Source organism: Mycobacterium noviomagense, from assembly GCF_010731635.1.
Lineage (GTDB): Bacteria > Actinomycetota > Actinomycetes > Mycobacteriales > Mycobacteriaceae > Mycobacterium > Mycobacterium noviomagense.
The window spans coordinates 362,946-380,069 of record NZ_AP022583.1 but is presented as its reverse complement, the minus strand read 5'-3'; the positions used below and the strand labels follow the sequence as shown (position 1 = coordinate 380,069).

16 protein-coding genes are annotated in these 17,124 nt (G+C 63.3%); 9 read left to right on the top strand and 7 right to left on the bottom strand.

Features of this window, described 5'->3' with window-relative positions; translation table 11 throughout:
- Positions 1-12: 12 nt before the first annotated feature.
- Genes G6N15_RS01525 through G6N15_RS01500 form a run of 6 tightly spaced genes read right to left on the bottom strand, consistent with a single transcriptional unit; the run spans position 13 to position 7,089 of the window.
- A complete protein-coding gene (locus G6N15_RS01525; RefSeq protein WP_083084074.1) occupies positions 13-1,581 on the bottom strand; it encodes a class I adenylate-forming enzyme family protein in 1,569 nt (522 codons plus the stop codon).
- A complete protein-coding gene (locus G6N15_RS01520; protein WP_083084076.1) occupies positions 1,562-3,181 on the bottom strand; it encodes a class I adenylate-forming enzyme family protein in 1,620 nt (539 codons plus the stop codon). The genes G6N15_RS01525 and G6N15_RS01520 overlap by 20 nt, the downstream gene beginning before the upstream one ends.
- Complete coding sequence (locus G6N15_RS01515) at positions 3,171-4,655, bottom strand: class I adenylate-forming enzyme family protein (protein WP_083084079.1); 1,485 nt, start codon at positions 4,653-4,655, stop codon at positions 3,171-3,173. Before G6N15_RS01515 ends, G6N15_RS01520 begins: the two co-directional genes overlap by 11 nt.
- Positions 4,655-5,443: an enoyl-CoA hydratase/isomerase family protein gene (locus G6N15_RS01510; RefSeq protein ID WP_083084081.1), complete on the bottom strand. Its 789-nt coding sequence runs from the start codon at positions 5,441-5,443 to the stop codon at positions 4,655-4,657. Before G6N15_RS01510 ends, G6N15_RS01515 begins: the two co-directional genes overlap by 1 nt.
- Positions 5,434-6,237 (bottom strand): enoyl-CoA hydratase/isomerase family protein, encoded by an 804-nt coding sequence (locus G6N15_RS01505; protein ID WP_083084084.1) that lies wholly within the window; start codon positions 6,235-6,237, stop codon positions 5,434-5,436. Before G6N15_RS01505 ends, G6N15_RS01510 begins: the two co-directional genes overlap by 10 nt.
- A 30-nt stretch (positions 6,238-6,267) precedes the next feature.
- The gene (locus G6N15_RS01500) at positions 6,268-7,089 is read right to left on the bottom strand and encodes an enoyl-CoA hydratase/isomerase family protein (RefSeq protein ID WP_083084086.1); all 822 of its coding nucleotides are present in this window, start codon (positions 7,087-7,089) and stop codon (positions 6,268-6,270) included.
- Positions 7,090-7,208: 119 nt separating this feature from the next.
- Here G6N15_RS01500 and G6N15_RS01495 point away from each other — a divergent pair, with 119 nt between their 5' ends.
- From G6N15_RS01495 to G6N15_RS01485, 3 genes are read left to right on the top strand one after another with little or no spacing between them, the layout of a single operon-like run.
- On the top strand, positions 7,209-7,904 hold the full coding sequence (locus tag G6N15_RS01495) for a hotdog family protein (RefSeq protein WP_083084088.1): 696 nt from the start codon (positions 7,209-7,211) through the stop codon (positions 7,902-7,904).
- Between the two features lies 1 nt (position 7,905).
- Positions 7,906-8,733: a FadR/GntR family transcriptional regulator gene (locus G6N15_RS01490; protein ID WP_083084090.1), complete on the top strand. Its 828-nt coding sequence runs from the start codon at positions 7,906-7,908 to the stop codon at positions 8,731-8,733.
- Positions 8,730-9,611 carry an enoyl-CoA hydratase/isomerase family protein gene (locus G6N15_RS01485; protein ID WP_083084093.1) on the top strand — a complete coding sequence of 294 codons (882 nt, stop codon included), beginning with the start codon at positions 8,730-8,732 and terminating at the stop codon, positions 9,609-9,611. Before G6N15_RS01490 ends, G6N15_RS01485 begins: the two co-directional genes overlap by 4 nt.
- A gap of 17 nt (positions 9,612-9,628) precedes the next feature.
- On the opposite strand, the gene G6N15_RS01480 is transcribed toward G6N15_RS01485, so the two are convergent.
- Positions 9,629-10,438: a TetR/AcrR family transcriptional regulator C-terminal domain-containing protein gene (locus G6N15_RS01480; RefSeq protein WP_275998121.1), complete on the bottom strand. Its 810-nt coding sequence runs from the start codon at positions 10,436-10,438 to the stop codon at positions 9,629-9,631.
- Between the two features lie 173 nt (positions 10,439-10,611).
- Between G6N15_RS01480 and G6N15_RS01475 the strand changes: the two genes are divergently transcribed.
- The 6 genes from G6N15_RS01475 to G6N15_RS01450 all read left to right on the top strand — a co-directional run bounded on the left by G6N15_RS01475 (position 10,612) and on the right by G6N15_RS01450 (position 17,123).
- Positions 10,612-11,409: an SDR family NAD(P)-dependent oxidoreductase gene (locus G6N15_RS01475; protein WP_083084095.1), complete on the top strand. Its 798-nt coding sequence runs from the start codon at positions 10,612-10,614 to the stop codon at positions 11,407-11,409.
- Between the two features lie 11 nt (positions 11,410-11,420).
- Positions 11,421-12,428 (top strand): dihydrodipicolinate synthase family protein, encoded by a 1,008-nt coding sequence (locus G6N15_RS01470; RefSeq protein WP_083084097.1) that lies wholly within the window; start codon positions 11,421-11,423, stop codon positions 12,426-12,428.
- 133 nt (positions 12,429-12,561) lie between these two features.
- Complete coding sequence (locus G6N15_RS01465; protein WP_083084099.1) at positions 12,562-13,419, top strand: enoyl-CoA hydratase; 858 nt, start codon at positions 12,562-12,564, stop codon at positions 13,417-13,419.
- A gap of 35 nt (positions 13,420-13,454) precedes the next feature.
- Positions 13,455-14,660 (top strand): amidohydrolase family protein, encoded by a 1,206-nt coding sequence (locus G6N15_RS01460; RefSeq protein ID WP_083084551.1) that lies wholly within the window; start codon positions 13,455-13,457, stop codon positions 14,658-14,660.
- A 4-nt stretch (positions 14,661-14,664) separates the two neighbouring features.
- Entirely contained in the window at positions 14,665-16,290 is a 1,626-nt protein-coding gene (locus G6N15_RS01455; RefSeq protein ID WP_083084101.1) for an acyl-CoA synthetase, read from the top strand.
- On the top strand, positions 16,287-17,123 hold the full coding sequence (locus G6N15_RS01450) for an amidohydrolase family protein (protein ID WP_083084103.1): 837 nt from the start codon (positions 16,287-16,289) through the stop codon (positions 17,121-17,123). Before G6N15_RS01455 ends, G6N15_RS01450 begins: the two co-directional genes overlap by 4 nt.
- Position 17,124: the final 1 nt, after the last annotated feature.

The window sequence follows — 17,124 nt, the reverse complement described above, 5'->3', positions numbered from 1 at the left end:
TGGGCTCTGTTGTCACCTTTGGACGCCGGCCAACATCTCGCGCAGCCGGCGAACGTCGACCTTTCCAGTCGGCCCGCGCGGGACATCATCGTCGGAGGCCATCAGGAGCCATAGCGTTGGCACCTTGAAGGAGCTGAGCAGTCGGCGGGCAGCTTCCCGCAGCTGCTCGACGGTTGTGGTCGCGGTGTTGCACACGACCACAGCACCCACCTGATCGCCCTGTGCCCCAGCAACGTTGGTGACGAACGCGTTGCCGACGCCCTCGATCGTCTTCAGCGCCTGTTCGACTTCGCTGGGGTAGACGGTGGCGCCGCTGACTTTGAACATGTCGTCGGATCTGCCGTGATAGAAGAGGAAGCCGTCCGGGTCGAGGTGTCCGAGGTCGCCGGTGGAGTAGAAACCATCCGCGGTGAAGACTTCCTCGCGGCTGCGCCGGCATATCCCGCGCAGAGTATGAGGCCCCCGAATCTGAATCATTCCAACAGTTCCCGCAGCAACCGAACAGCCAGTATCGGGATCCGTGATGCGTACCTCCATGCCCGGGAACGGCTTGCCGCAGCTACCCCAGGCAGGTCGCGGCATGTCGGTGTCGGCAGGGTAGCCGCAGTAGGGCCCGAAAGACTCGGTCATGCCGAACAAGTTGGCTCGTGCTCCCGGCGCAGGGCGTTGTTCCGCCGGAAGTAGCGCGTCGAGGCTGCCCGCCCGCAGCGCGGACAGATCGATCTCGACCGCGCTGTGGTGCCGAGCTAACGCCTCGGCCTGGTCGGGCCAGCCGCGAAACAGTGTGACCCGCTCCCGCTCCAACAACCGCAAAGTGGTCTGCGCTCGAGGGATTTCCTCGGTCACCAACGTGGCACCGGCCAGCAGCGCCGAGAGGACCCCGCCGCCGAAGCCCCCCACCCAAAAAAACGGCATGGGCAGATACAGGCGGGTTTCCGAATCGATGCAGCGGCTACGCAGACCTGACTGCACCGCACCCAGCGCGCTGCAGTGCGAGTGCAGGACGCCCTTTGGCGGTCCACTGCTGCCGGACGTGAAGACGATGGCGAAAGGGTCGCTGGCCGTGACAGTTTGGGTTAATGGATCGATTATGCTGGTAGCCACTTCGCTGGCAGCTGCTCCCGCCAGCCGGTCGGCTGTCCAAATAAAGCGCAGCGCAGGAACATCGGGATGCTGCAGCAGTTCGTCGGTCCCCAGCTGTGCCGATCCCAAGGCCGACCGAAAGTCATCGAGATAGCGATGGCCGCGGAATTTCTCGACCGTTACCAAAAACTGCACCGACGCAACCCGCAACTGGGCGAGCAATTCGCGGGGCTGGAGCAGCGTACTCAGCGGAACCAACACCGCGCCGATGCGGGTGAGCGCCACCGCAGTTTGCACCCAGCGAACGCCGTTGGGCATGATCAGCCCGACCCGGGTTCCCTTTCCGACGCCGGCCTCGACGAATATGGCAGCCAAAACTCTTGTGCTGGCTTCAAGGTCGCTATACGTGAGCCGACCGGACTGGTCGACGGCCATCGGCTTGGCGCCGTACTGCGCCGCGCGCGACCGCACCACTTGGTCAATCGTGGTATCGGGCATCGAAAACCTGCTTCAGCCGCCGCAAGTCGACTTTGCCGCTGGATAGCAGCGCAATATCGGCAGCCGAGATGGCGGCGAACCGCCGCGGAATCTTGTAGGCCGACAGTTCCGTCTTCAACTTCTCGCGGATCGCCTCTTCGTCGAACGCAGCACCTTCCTCCTCCAAGGCGATGACGGCTGCCACCACTTGCCCGCGTTCGGCATCGGGCAGGCCGATCACATGCGCCACGGCTCCAGCGGTTACCCGGGCGATTGCCTTTTCCACCTCGGCAGGGGAGACGTTGGCGCCCGCGGTCTTGATCATCGAATCGCGGCGTCCGACGAAATAGAAGAATCCGTCGCGGTCGGTGCGCACCAGATCACCGGTGTGGAACCAGCCATCGCGATCGAAACACTCTTCGCGACTGTGCTTGTAGTAGCGCTGCATCACGTACAGGCCCCGAATGCATAGCTCCCCGACTTCGCCGACCTCGACCATAACCCCCGTCTCTGGGTCCACGATCTTGGTGTCAAATCCGGGTGCCGGCTTCCCGAACGAACCCCGGCGGCGCTCGGGCTGGTCGGATTCGTCGGCACTGATCAGCACGACGCTGCCGGCCTCGGTCAATCCGAGCATGTTGTGCCGCAACTCCGGATCGGCCGGCCGGACGTCAGCGGCCATGATCGGATACAGGTTACCCCGCCGTATCGATGACAGATCGCGTGTACCGAAAGTCGGGTGACGCGCCAAGTGCGCGATCCCGGCCGTGAATCCGTTGGCGATGGTGGGTTTTTCGGCTTCCAGCAAGTCGAGCGTCTCGCCCGGATCCACGGCGTTGGAGCACAGCAGCGTCGAGCCGGCGACCACGGAGGCGAGTAAGGCGAACCCGAATCCGCCGATCCAGAAAAACGGCGAATTGCAGAACAGCTTGTCCTCGGCCCGTAGTCCGCGGATCTCGTTGAGGTTTCGCTGGTGGCCCAGCAATGCGGCGTGCGTGTGTACCACTCCCTTTGGGGTGCTGGTGGTGCCCGATGTGTAAATGACGGTCATCGGATCAGAACCGTCGACGTCGTGTTCCATGGCGGCCAGGAGTGCTTCGCCGACCGTGTCGGCGAGTCGGTCGAGCCGCTGTATGTCGGAGACACGCGGGCCGACGCCCGGACCGTAGCTGATTGCTAGCTGGCGCAATTGAGGTGCGGACCTGCTATAGAACTGCTCCGCGCTTTGGAGGTCGCAATCGGACAGCACCTCGCCGAGCCGGCGCACGTAGTCGTGGCCGCGGTATGACGACGCGGCCAGCAGAATCTCGACGTCGCTGTCGGCAAGTTGCTCACGCAGCTCGCGCGTGGTGGCGAACGTGGTGAACGGGACCACGACCGCACCGATGCGCGCCGCTGCGAGCATGCCGACGACGAAGGCCGGCCCGTTGGGGTAGAGCAGGCCGACATGGGTGCCCTTGCCGGCGCCCAGGGCGATCAGCCCGCGGGCAAGTTGCGCCGACCGGTGGTCTGCTTCACCGTAACTAATACGCTCGCTATCACAGACCAGCAGCGGGCGGTCCGCTCGTGTGCGGGCTTGCTGTCGCAGCAGCTGCGGGAGCGTCAGCGACTCACTGGGCATGTTCGCTGCAGGCGGCCGGAATGCTTTCATCGAAGAACCGCCGAACCGCGCTCAAGTCGGGCTTACCGGAAGGCGTCCGCGGAATCGCGTCGACGAGCGCGATGTCGGTAGGAACTTCATAGCGTGCCAATAGGTTTCGCAAATAGTCGATCAACTCGGCAGCATCGACGGATTCGGCTTCTCGCAGTTCGACCATCGCGACGGGCGTCTCGCCGAGCAGCTCGTCACGGCGACCGACCACCGCGGCGCCGGCTACCGCCGGGTGGCGCTCCAGTGCCGTGCGCACATCGTCGGGCATCACCTTGAAGCCGCCGCGGATGATCGCCTGATCTGCGCGCCCGAGGATCCACAGGAACCCGTCTTCGTCGATGCGAGCCATGTCGGTGGTGCGCATCCACTCCGCAGACGAGCCGAGTTGTCCGGGCTTGACCTCGAGTAGGCCAACTTGGTTCGGGGGCAGCACAGTGCCGTCATCGTCGACCACCCGCAGCTGGGCTCCGAGGCTCGCGCGGCCCACGCTGCCCCGCTTGGCGCTCCAGTACTTCTGGTAGTCGCCCAGGGTCCAGCCCGCCACACCACCACCGAATTCGGTTGCGGCATAGGAAGTCAGCACAGGAATGCCGTATTTCTCGGTGAAGGCGTCGGCATCCTCAGCAGACAGCGGCGCGGTGCCCGACGTCACAGTGCGGATGCTCTCCAGGTCCTTGCGGCGCAAGTCGGAGTGCAAGACCATGCGCAGTGCGGCCGGCACCAACGACACAGTGCGGGGGCGATACTTGCGCACCGCATCCGCCCAGGCGGCAAGCTCGAATCGCTCCAGCAGCACAAACGGTCGCGCGTCGACGACACACTGCAGCACCCGGAACACGCCGCCGATATGAACCAGCGGAGAGTTGACGATCGCGACGCCGCGCCGGATTTCTGTGGGTGCCGGTGACCGCTCAGGTTCGCGGCCCATCACGCTGCATGCCAGCATGTCGTAGGTGAGCTCGACGCGTTTCGGTGGGCCGGTGGTTCCGCTGGTCAACATCCATACCGCGACACCGGCCCGACTGGCATCAGCCCGGGAGTCAACGGCTCTCATCTCCGGCTCGCTGTCGAGTCCCGAAATCGAGACGGTCGTTGTGCCCGCTGGCACCAGCGTCGCCACATCGTCGGGCTCACCGATCACCATAGGCAGCTGCAGCGAGCCGATGTCGGCTCGGGTGCGATCGTCGCCGCGGGAGGGGTTGAGCACGACGACGCACCCGCCGCTTTGCAACACACCCAAGAAGGCGGCAACGTGCGCGGGCCGGTTGCGCAGGAGTATTCCGACTCGGGGGGTACCGGCATGCGTCGCAACCAATGGACCGATCTTGGAAGCCATGTCGCCCACGTGCCCCCACGAAAACCAGTGGCCGCCGTATTCGATGGCGTGGGCGTCGGGCTGCAGATTCAGCACATCGGTGATGCGACGGCTGAGCGGATGTGGCATCAGCGGACCTTCGGCGGGACCCTGGCGCCCCCAGCTTTGGCAGCCAGCTCAGCTGTCCCGATGGGATTCCCCAGCCGTGTGTAGATCAAGCCTTGCTCCATCGCCGCCCTATAGGGCTTGTCCAGTGACTCCCAAATCGCCCTTACCGTGCCCTGGGCTGCCGACGGCGGCTTTCTGGCGATGGTTGCAGCGATCTCATACGCTCGCTCCCACAGCCGTTCGGCCGGTAACACTTCCGACACCAACCCGATTCTCAGCGCAGTGTCCGCGCCGACGCGTTCGTCGTTGCCCATCAGCGCTATCCGCAGCGTCTCACCCAGCCCAATGCGGCGCATCAGCCCGATCGGCTCCAACGCGCACACCAGGCCCGCCGAGACATGTGAGTCGAAAAACGTTGCGTCGCTCGAGCAGATGACGATGTCGGACTCGTTGAGAAAGTAGAATGCGCCGGCAGTGCACATTCCTTGAACCGCGCACACCACCGGTTTCCACATCTTCTGCCACTTAGGGCTCAGCGCCTCACCCGGATCTTCATGATTCCAAACATTTTCCGGCTGGCCGTACGGCGTCGTGATGTCGAGGCCGGCGCTGAACGCCCGAGTACCCGCTGCGCGCAAAACGACAGCGTTGACGGACTCGTCGAGCTTGACGGCGTGCCAGGCCTCGCGCATCTCCTCGCACATGGTGCGGTTGAACGCATTGAGTTGCTCCGGGCGGTTCAACGTGATCGTCGCGACACGGTCGTCGGCGTTCACCTCGAGCACAATGGTGTGGAAGCTCATCGGCATTGCCAATTCGGTGCCCGCTTTTCCATGAAAGCCTTGGGGCCTTCGAGGGAATCCTCGGTGTGCAAGTTGCGTTCCCGAAACGCTTCGGCGAGCATCTCGGCTTCGTGCAATGGCAGGTCCAGGCCCTTGAGAATAGCCAGCCGGGTGCCGCGCACAGCTAGCGGCGCATTGGAGTTGACGATGTCGGCGATCTCGTGAGCTCGTTCGAGAAGCCGGTCGTGCTGGACGATTTCGCTGATCAGGCCCAGCTCGTAGGCCCGCTGCACACTCATCCGTTCATGCTTGCCCATCAACGCCATCCGCAATGCGATCGAGCGGGGCAGCACCCGGGCTAAGCGCACCACCTCACGCCCGGCCACCAGTCCGATGCTGACATGCGGATCGAAAAACGTCGCCTTCTCCGAAGCGATGACGATGTCTCCGGTGGTGACCCAGTCCAAGCCCGCACCACAACACAAACCGTTGATGGCCGCCAACACCGGTTTGGCCATCCGCCGAAACGGCGGGGTTCCTTCCTGCGGCGCCTCCCACTGCTCGTACGTGGACAGAAACGGGCGTTCGTAAATCACCTTGCCGTCGGCTGGGATCGCCTTGACGTCGGCACCGGTGCAAAACGCGCGACCGGTGCCGGTGACGATAAGCAGCCATACGCGCTCGTCGTTTTCGGCCTCGTCGTAGGCGGCCCGCAACTCCGCAATCATGTGCGGGCTGAGCGCGTTGAGGGCATCCGAGCGGTTCAGCGTGATCGTGGCAGTGTGCCCGTCGACGTCGTATTTGATCGTGTCGAACGACATGGAGTGCTTCCCTTCATCGGCTGGCACAGGTCACCGGCCACGAAACTTCGGCGTACGTCTTTCCTGGAATGCCGCCAGTCCTTCCTTGAAATCAACTGTCCGGCAAGATAGTTCCAAACTGAACAGTTCCTGTGTCATGGCCTCCGTCAACGTCGCCTGGGCGGCGTAGTGGATGGCCTGCTTGGCCAGGCCGATCGCCACCGTAGGACCGCCGGCTAGTCGGGTCAGCAAGTGCTCGCTGGCGGAGTCGAGTTCGCGGCGGTCCACGGCGCGGTGGATCAACCCCCACTCCGCGGCTTCGGTGCTGCTCACTTTCTCTCCTAGCAGCAGCATTTCCTTGGCCCGTGTCAAGCCGATTAGTCGCGGAAGCAGCCAGCTGGCGCCCGAGTCGGGAGTGAAACCACGCGTTACAAACGGTTCCCAGAACGTGGCGTCGGCACTGGCCACGGTGAAATCTGCGGCGAGTGCCAGATTGCACCCCAGTCCGACCGCCCAGCCCTGCACGCTGCACACCACCGGCAGCTGGATCGTGTGGACCAATTCGATCAGGCGATGCGCCAGGTACGGAGTTCGACGCACCAGCGCCCCGGCGCGTGGACGCTCCCCAGTACCGCTGTTGGCGGCCACCCAGTCAGCACCCGCGCAAAAATCGCTTCCCGCACCGGCGATGTGGACGGCGCGAAGCGAGTCGTCTACCACAGCATCGGTCAACGCGTCGATGAACGACTCGATCATGGCATGGCTCAACGCATTACGCTGGTCGGGCCGGTTGAGCGTGAGCCGTAGGACTTCGCCGTCCCGGCGTGCTGTCACCGAACCCTCAGTCGCGGCGGAGTCCAGGTTTTGGCTCACCGTTGATTCCGCCCTTCTCCGCCTCTACCGTTACCCATACAGTAGCGGCTACGATTGCTACGCTGTATAAGTTAGCAAGGAAAGGCCGATGAGGGAACAGCCGGCCACGAAAGAGGACCATGCCCGAGGAGATACCCGCGACGAGCACTGACGGGGGACCGGATTCGGGAGCCGCGCGATTCGGCGAACAGCCGCTGGCCCAGACGGTCGCCGCTGCCCGCGCCATCCGGCGCATCAGCTCACTGCTGCTCTCGTTGGAACATCCCCACCCCACCGTCGACGTCATGCTCACCAAATTCGCCGAATGGGAACGCGAACTCGCCGCGGCGGCTCCACCGGACAACGCACCGCGTATCGGTCCCGATGACAATGGCGTGCGCCGGGTTTATCTGGATCACGCGGCCGACATCGGCGCCTTCAATCCGTGCTTTCCGGAATACCTTTTCGATCACCTCGACGCCGAGAGGGCACGCGGGCGGGTGACCTTTCCGCTGGTCTACGAGGGGCCGCCGGGGCTGGTCCACGGCGGGTTTCTGGGAGTCTTCTTCGACTGTGTCATCCAACAACACAACTGTGCCGCAATGCTGTCGGGCAAGACCCGTTCACTGCAGCTGACATTTCGCAGGCCGACCCCGATCCTCACTGAGTTGCAGTTCGACATCGCGCGCACCGAGGTCGACGGGGGGATCGAATCGACGGCGCGGCTACTGCACGACGGCGAACTGCTGTCCATCGGGAAGAGCAACACGTTGGCGATGTCCCCCGACAAGCTGGCCGGATCCCGATTCGGCAAGCGGCGACCCGAGAAGAGCTGACGTGGTCGGTCAGCGCATTCGTCAGCCGCGGGTGGCCGAAATCGTGGCGTCGCGGCTGCGGGACGAAATCTTGTCCGGTCGGCTCAAGGAAGGTGACATCCTGCCGTCGCAGGAAACCCTGTTCGCAGAATTCGGCGTAAGTCCTCCCGCGGTGCGAGAGGCGATCCACATTCTCGAGACGGACGGGCTGATTTCGGTTCGTCGCGGAAACGTGGGCGGAGCGGTCGTCCACCTGCCAACCGCCGAACGCACCGCCCAAATGATCAGCATGGTGCTGCAGGCGCGCGCGGCGACGCCGGCCGACGTCAGCGAGGCCCTGATGCGCTTAGAGCCCATTTGCGCGGGGATGTGCGCCGCACGCGAAGACCGGATGACGGAAGTGGTGCCGTACCTGCAGGCTGAAATCGACGGTCAGTTAAAGCAATTCGACGATGTGTCACAGTACGTGCCCAATGCCCGGCGCTTCCACGAAACGCTGGTGTCGAGGTGCGGCAACGAACCAATGATCCTGCTGATCGGTTCGCTGGAGCTGATCTGGTCGGCCCATGAGTCGTCCGTGTGGAACGGTGAGGGTGATCCGGCACCGATGGGCCGCAAGACCAGGCAAGCCGCACTGCGTGATCATCAGCGACTGCTCGACGCTATCTGTGACGGCAACACCGCACGAGCAGTGAAGGTAGCGCAGGATCACCTTGCCGCGGCGCGTCACAATACGCTCGCGTTCGGCGCCGACAAGACCATCGAGGCCAAGCTGATGTCGAACGCAGCCGTGGACTTCGGCCTGCATCACAACGGGCGACCACTGAGCAGGAAGGAGTCCGATACATGACAGCATCGGACGATCGCGTGCTTTTCGACGTCGACACCGACAAACGAATCGCCACAATCACATTGAACAACCTGAAGCACCGCAACTCTTACGACGCTTCAATGCGTGACGCCATCGCGCGCTACCTGGATCGCGTGGCCGAAGACGACGACATCACCGTAGTGCTGCTGCGCGGAGCGGGCGGAGTTTTCAGCACCGGCGCCGACATGAACAACGCCTACGGCTGGTACGGCTCGGACGGCGGCGACAAGTCCACCAAAAGCCGGTCCAGCCAACGACGTCGGCTCACCGTAGATCGCAAGTCGTTCGGTTTCTACCACAACTTCATGGGTTTCCCGAAAGTCACCGTGGGCGAGATCAATGGTTATGCCTTAGGCGGCGGGTTCGAGCTGGCGCTGATGACCGACATTTCCGTAATCGCCCGCGACACCAAGATCGGCATGCCCGCAACGCGTTTCCTCGGTCCCGCGCTGGGCAGCTTGCACATGTTTTTCCACCGACTGGGACCGGTTCTGGCGCGGCGCCTGCTGTTGACCGGCGACATCATCGACGCCGGCACGGTCGAGCATCTGGGAATCTTCACCGACACATGTGATCCCGGCATGGTGTCGGCGCGCGCATGGTACTGGGCGGAGAAGGCGGCGAAAATGCCGGCCGACGGCGTCGTGATCGCCAAGGAGGCGTTCCGACTGGTCGAACAGACCCAGGCCTACCAGGCAGAGGAAGTGGCAAGCTACCTGTTCCACGCGTTCGGGACGAATCTGCAATTCGCGCCCGGAGAATTCAACTTTGTGAAGACACGAGCACAACACGGTACGAAGGAGGCGTTCCGCCTGCGCGACGAACACTTCCACGTGCCAGAACCCGAAGCGCCGTGAGCGGTTGTGGCACGTTGTTACCGCGACGCTCTGGTCCGCCCTCGCGGAGTCGCGGGCTTGCGCTGCCGGTCAACCGATTTCGTCGTCTTCCGTGAACGGGCTGACGACTTCGCGCCCTGCTCGATTGTCCTGGCCGCGTGGTCGAGGATGCACTCAAGGCCGTATTCGAAGTTGTTCTCGTCGGCGGCGCCGATGTGGTGGCCTTTCGCAGTCATCTGAGCGAGCAGCGGTGTGGTTTCGGGATCCATGACCATGGCATCCTCGATGGTGCGTGCCCCGTTCTCGCTCTCCCGGTTCTTTTGGTGCAACCGATGCAGAACCACTGATCCGCGCACATGCACCGACACCGCGGAGTAGGTGTCGAAGGCCTCTTCGGGCGACAAGCCCGCCTCAACCAGACCGGCGATAGCCTTCTCGATCTCTTGAACCCCCAGGCGGGCTGCCCTGGGGCTGAGCGCGGACCGGATCAAAATCAGGTCGCACAATATCGGGTTGCCGATGAACGTCTTCCGCATCGAGCGAGCGTGGTTCCGCAATGTCTCGCGCCAGTCGCTTGCTTCCACATAGGGGGTGTCGAACACGTACTTCCGCAAGGCGCGGTCGGTCATCGCGTTGAGCAGGTCGTCCTTCTTGCGGAAATACCAGTAGATGCTTGTGACGCCGACCCCCAGATGCTTTCCGAGCAGCGGCATGCTGAGGTTGTCGATCGATACCTGCTCTGCGAGTTCGAAAGCGCCGTTGATGATGTCGTCGGGATTGATGGATCCGCGTTCGCGTCGTTGACGCTTGTCGGCGGTAGCTTGCTTTGCCACTGCGGGCACCTCCATCAAGTTCATACGCTTGTGCAGTCCGCGCTGCGAGCCGGCGTAACCCGAATCTACCGGTAGTTGTGCCTGAACTGCGGCTACGCGGGTATGTCGGCGCTTCCCTCTGCTACTGTAATGCCTATCGTAGGCTTTTTGGTAGCTGCGGCAGCAGTGAACGGCGAGCAGGCATACCGATGGATTTAGGGCTGAAAGACGCGACCGCGGTGGTGGTCGGCGGGGCTCGCGGGATGGGGGTGGCCACTGCGCGGTGCCTGGCATCCGATGGTGCCCGGGTGGCGGTCGTCGCTCGATCGCGGGCCGACCTGGATCGGGCGGCCGAAGAGCTACGTCAGCAGGGCAGCCCGGATGCGCTCGGCATGGTCGCCGACGTCCGTGACACCGCACAGGTCGACAAGGTGTTCGCCGAACTCGGCGAGCGGTGGAGCGGCGAACTAAACGTGCTCGTCAACGCGGTCGGTCCGGGTACGGTCGGCAGCTTCGAGGACCTGACCGACGAGCAGTGGCGCCAGGCTTTCGACGACGGCGTGATGGGGATGGTGCACTGCGTTCGTTCGGCACTTCCGCTGCTGCGCAAGGCCGAGTGGGCGCGGATCGTCAACTTCTCGGCACACTCAACCCAGCGGCAAAGTGTCGTGCTGCCCGCCTACACCGCCGCCAAAGCAGCGTTGACAAGCATCTCCAAGAACTTGTCGTTGCTCCTGGCAAAGGACGAGATCCTGGTCAACGTCGTCTCTCCTGGCAGCATCGCATCCGAATCGCTGGTCGGTTGGGCGAAGTCGGTCGGAGTCGACGGCGACGACCCATACCAGTTGATGGACGCCATCGCCAAGCACTTCGGGCATCCAGCCCACCTGCCACGCGCCGGCCTACCGGACGAAATCGGGCCTGTGGTGGCGTTTTTGGCGTCGCGGCGGAATTCCTACATGACCGGAGCCAACGTGAACGTCGACGGTGGTTCCGACTTCACCTAACAGGAGGCGTGATGGCAACGGCTGGCGAGGCGCGAGCCTGGGCCCGCAGCGCTCTACGGGGAATCGGCGACTCCCTGTACACCCCGTTTTGTGGCATCGACGGCGACGACATCGACTGGGCGGCCTACCGGACGCTGGTGCGCTACTGCGTCGGTGACCTGGGGCACCCGATGTTGTGGTGCACCAGCGGCATCGCCGAGTTCTGGTCGTTGACACTCGCAGAGCGAAAGCAGTTGCTGGAAGTGGCAATCGAAGAAGCCCGCAGCATCAACCCCGACGTCGTCGTGCAGGCCTGCACCGCAGCGATGTCGGCTAAAGACTGTCTGGATCTGACACTGCACGCACAGCAGTTGGGCGCCGATATCGCCTACATCCAGACCCCGATGATGGAAGTGCATGGCGGCGAAGGCGTGCTGCGGTTCTTCCGCTACATCGCCGACCGTACGGACATCGCGCTGGGCATGTTCAATTCACCGTCGTCGGGCTACGTGTTGACGCCCGCCGAGAGCGCGCAGATCTACCACGAGGTGCCGGCGGTCTGCGCCACCAAGGAGGGCGCCTTCCGGCCCGCCGCCAGCCGGCTGCTGCATGAGATGGCACCTGGCCTGGTGATCTGGGAATGCGACAAAACGGTGTATCGCGCGGGATGGCTCCGCGCCGGAATCGTCTGCCCCGCACAGTTAGGCACCGCTGGCTACTTGTTCGAAACTCCCGACCGGCGGTTGCTTACCGAGTACTGGGACCTGATCGTCAACGACAAGCTCGTCGAGGCGATGGATTACGGCCGGGATTCAGGTCTGGACCAGTTCGACATAGACCTCGGCTCGTGGTTCACCTGCTATCCCGGACGATCCGATTACTTCACCCATTGGGGCGGTGCCTTCAAGTACGCGGCGTCGCTTCTTGGCCTGCCGGTGGGGGACTATCCGCATTCCCGGCCGCCGCAAGCGGAATTGCCTGCGGCGGCTAAAGAACAGATCCAGAATGCCTATCGTCGCCGCGGTCTCATCGCGCCGTAGACGACAGGCCAACAGCCGCGGGTTTTACCCTGGTCGTACGGGTTCCGGCAGTTGCGGAATGCTGTACCGATAGGTATACAGTATGGGTACAAAGACGCTGGAGCCAGCGGCCCGGGATTGAGGAGACGCTCTGATGAGCACCGCCGACGACGTCGCTGCTGCGGCCGACGCCTCCGCCGGTCAGGACGACGCGGTGCGCTACGAACCAACGGACAGCGGTGTTGCGGTGCTCACGCTGAACCGGCCGGAGCGGCTCAACACGTGGGGCGGCGACATTGCCGGTGCCTTCTACTCGAGCCTCGAGCGTGCCGATGACGATCCGGCTGTCCGGGTGATCGTCGTGACTGGGAGCGGCAAGGCGTTCTGCGCGGGTGCCCAGCTGGGCTCGATGGAATCGGTAGGCAAGTCGCTGGAGAACACTGACGAGCGGGCCTTGAGCGAGTTGGTCGGCGAACGGCAACCGCATTTCCTGACTACTTTGCGCAAACCGGTTATCGCCGCCGTCAATGGTTCCTGTGTGGGAATCGGCCTCACGCTGGCGCTGATGTGTGATGTGCGGTTCGCCGCTGCCGGTGCAAAATTCGCCGCATCATTCGCGCGCCGAGGCCTGATTGCGGAGTACGGCATCTCGTGGATCCTGCCGCGCTTAACCGGCTGGGGAGTTGCACTCGATTTGCTACTGAGCGGCCGCACCTTCCTCGCAGACGAGGCGGTCGAGCTCGGTTTGGTCAAGGAGGTTGTCGCCCCCGACCAATTGATGACGCGTGTTCTGGACTACGCCGAGGACATCGCCCGCAATTGCTCGCCGGCTTCGATGGCCGTCATCAAGCGGCAAGCCTATGGCGATGCCAGTCGAGACGTCGACGACGCGACCGCACGTGCCGAGGCCTTGCTCCATGCGTCGCTGTTGCGGCCCGACGTCATCGAGGGCATTACGAGCTTCTTCGAAAAACGAGCGCCCAATTTCCCGGGACTGGCCTCATCCGAGTAATGAGGCCGATAGCGTGCGCTACCGAGAGGATGACCATGACTAGCTTGGGCTACAAGCCGATTGACGTGGACAACCATTACTACGAGCCGCTGGACGCCTTTACCCGCCACTTGGACAAGAAGTTCAAGCGCCGCGGCGTTCAGATGCTCACCGACGGCAAGCACACCTATGCCGTCATCGGAGAGCGGGTCAACCGCTTCATCGCCAACCCGACGTTCGACCCGATCATCGCCCCGGGCTGCCTGGATCTGCTGTTCCGTGGCGAGGTACCAGAGGGCGTCGACCCGGCCTCGCTGATGAAGGTCGAGCGGCTGGCGGATCACCCCGAGTACCAAAACCGCGAAGCCCGCATCACGGTGATGGACACCCAGGGCATCGAGACCGTGTTCATGCTGCCGACATTCGCCTGCGGCGTCGAAGAAGCGCTCAAGAACGACATCGAGGCGACCATGGCGTCGGTCCACGCGTTCAACGTGTGGCTCGACGAGGACTGGGGCTTCGACCGGCCCGACCACCGGATCGTCGCGGCGCCGATCATCTCGCTGGCCGACCCGGACAAGGCCCGTGAAGAGGTCGAGTTTGTGTTGGCGCGGGGCGCGAAGCTGGTACTGGTGCGGCCGGCACCGGTACCCGGTGTGGTCAAGCCGCGGTCGCTCGGGGATCCCATCCATGACGCGGTTTGGGCGAGGCTGGCAGAGGCAGGGGTTCCGGTCGGTTTCCACTTGAGCGACAGCGGCTATCTACAGGTGGCCGCGATGTGGGGTGGGAAATCCACGTTCGAGCCGTTCGCTTCGAAGCCTGATCCGTTGGACCAGATACTCGTCGACGACCGAGCAATTCACGACACGATGGCCTCGATGATTGCGCACGGTGTGTTCACCCGCCATCCACGACTGAAGGTGGTGAGCATCGAGAACGGCTCGTATTTCGTGTACCGGCTGATCAAGCGGCTGAAGAAGGCCGCAAACAATCATCCGCGCCTGTTCCCCGAAGATCCGGTGGAGCAGCTGCGCAACCACGTCTGGATCGCTCCATATTACGAGGATGACTTGGCAGCCTTGGCCGATGTTATCGGTGTGGACAAAATACTGTTCGGCTCGGACTGGCCGCACGGCGAAGGCCTCGCAGACCCCGTGTCGTTTACAGAAGAACTAGTCGGGTTCAGCGAGGATGACATTCAAAAAGTTATGCGAGACAACGCGTTAGATCTTCTTGGCGTCAAGGTGGCGTCGGCGGCGTAGCGTCATGCCCGAGTGGACGATCGGCGCGGTGCTGGATGCCATCGCAGATGTCATTCCAGACCGCCTGATGACGGTGTGCGCTAATCGGCGAAGTAGTTTCGGCGAGTCGGCGCTGCGCACTACGCGATTCGCAAACTTCTTAACGAGCAACGGCTTTGGTGTGCATCGCCCGCGAGAGATGCTCAACCGTTGGGAGTGCGGCCAGGATCGGGTAGCGCTGATCATGTACAACGATCTGTACCCCGACATGGTGATCGGCTGTCTCAAAGCACGCGCCGTTCCCGTCAATGTCAACCACTACTACTCACCGCGTGAGATCCGCGAGCTGCTCGAATACGTGCGACCGCGAGGCATCGTCTACCATCGCTCGCTCGGCGCACGGTTCGCCGAAGTGTTGCCTGCCGGCGCCGATCTACTGGTGTCGATCGAGGACGGGAGCACCGTTTCGCAACTGCCAGAGGCTATTTCGCTGGATAAGGCCTTGGCAACCGCGAGCGCTGACCCGACCATCGGCTCGCCTGACGATCTGATCATGATGTGTACCGGCGGCACGACCGGACGCCCGAAAGGAGTGTTGTGGCGCCAAAGCGACATGTACGTCGCGTCGATGACCGGAGCCGATCACGCGAGCGTGGAGGAGATCCACGCGAAGGTGCGCACCGGCGGGCAGCCGTGGTTCGCCGTGTCACCGCTGATGCATGCGGCAGGAATGTGGACCGCGTTCTCGGCGATCTTCAACGGACTGGGCGTCATTCTGTACGACAACCGCACCAAGCTGGATCCCCGCGTGGTGTGGCAAACCGCGGAACGCGAAAAAGTGGGCATGATCACGATGGTCGGCGACGCCTACGCCGGCCCGCTCGTCGCCGAACTCAAGCGTGGCTCGCATGACTTGTCGTCGCTTTACGCCATCGGCACCGGAGGGGCGGCAACCAACTCGAAGTACAAGCAAGCGCTGATGGAGCACCTGCCGCACGTCACAGTCATCGACGGCTACGGATCGTCGGAAACCGGAAACTTGGGGTTCGGGCACAGTAAGGGCGGAAGCGAGAGCAGCACTTTCGAACTCAGGACTGGGGGAGCGGTGGTATCCGCGGATCTCAGCCGGTTCCTGCTGCCCGGTGACCCAGAGGTCGGGTGGGCAGCGAGGACCGGGCGGATCCCACTTGGCTACTTCGACGATGCCGAAGCAACCGAGCGCACATTCCCGGAGGTCGAAGGCCAGCGTGTCGTGATATCGGGGGACCGGGCAACCATCGAGAAAGACGGCACCATCCGATTATTCGGTCGTGATTCGTTGGTCGTGAACACAGGAGGCGAAAAGGTTTTCGTCGAAGAGGTCGAGGAAGTGCTGCGGGCACACCCGGGCATCGCCGATGCATTGGTGGTCGGGCGCCCGAGCGAGCGGTGGGGCGAAGAAGTCGTCGCGCTGATCGCGACACGCCCTGGCTCAGACGGTGACCTCAGTCAGCAGGCACTGTCTAGCTTCTGCACCGCGCAATTGGCGAATTTCAAAGCGCCCAAGGCGTTCATCGTCGTTGACGAGATCCAGCGCCTCGGCAACGGCAAGCCCAACTACCGATGGGCCAAGCAAGTGGCGAAACAGACCATTCTGCAAGGTGCACCATGACGCACAAGGCGATCGACTGTCTGGTCAACGTGCATTTCGGGGAATCCGAAAAGCAGCCGAGCTGGATGCTCAAGGTCCGAGACGACTACTTCAAGGGTCCGAAGTCGATGTTCGAGCCGGTCGAGCTGGCCGAACTGCTCGACGAAATGGACGAGCAGGGCGTACAGAAGGCGATCCTGATGGACTCACTCGCCAATCCGTCGACAACCGCACGCAAATTCGTTGCGGCCGAACCGGAACGGTTCGCACTGGCGATGGGCGGAGTCAACCTGCTGCGACCGGTACAGCCGCTGCGAGAACTGACCGCGGTCGTCAAAGGTCTCCCGGTCGCCTACGCCGTGGTCGGGCCGAGCTTCTGGGGCGACGGGCAGTACCCGCCCAGCGACGCCGTCTACTACCCGCTCTACGCCAAGTGCGCCGAACTCGACCTGCCGTTGTGCATTAACACCGGTATCCCCGGCCCGCCCATCCCCGGCGACGTGCAGCATCCCATGCATCTGGACCGAGTGTGCGTCCGCTTTCCCGAACTGCGGTTGTGCATGATCCACGGAGCCGACCCATGGTGGGACGTTGCGATCCGGCTACTGATCAAGTACCGGAACCTTCGCCTGATGACGTCGGCCTGGTCGCCCAAGCGCCTACCGGAAAGCCTGCTGCACTACATGCGAACACGCGGACCCGACAAAGTGATCTACGCGTCGGACTGGCCGGTATTGCGCATGCGCCGGGTCGTGCCCGAAGCGCTCGCGCTCGACGTCCCGCCCGAGGTGCTCGACAACTATCTGTACAACAACGCGCAGGCATTCTTCTTCGGGGAACGACAGGAGCGATGAC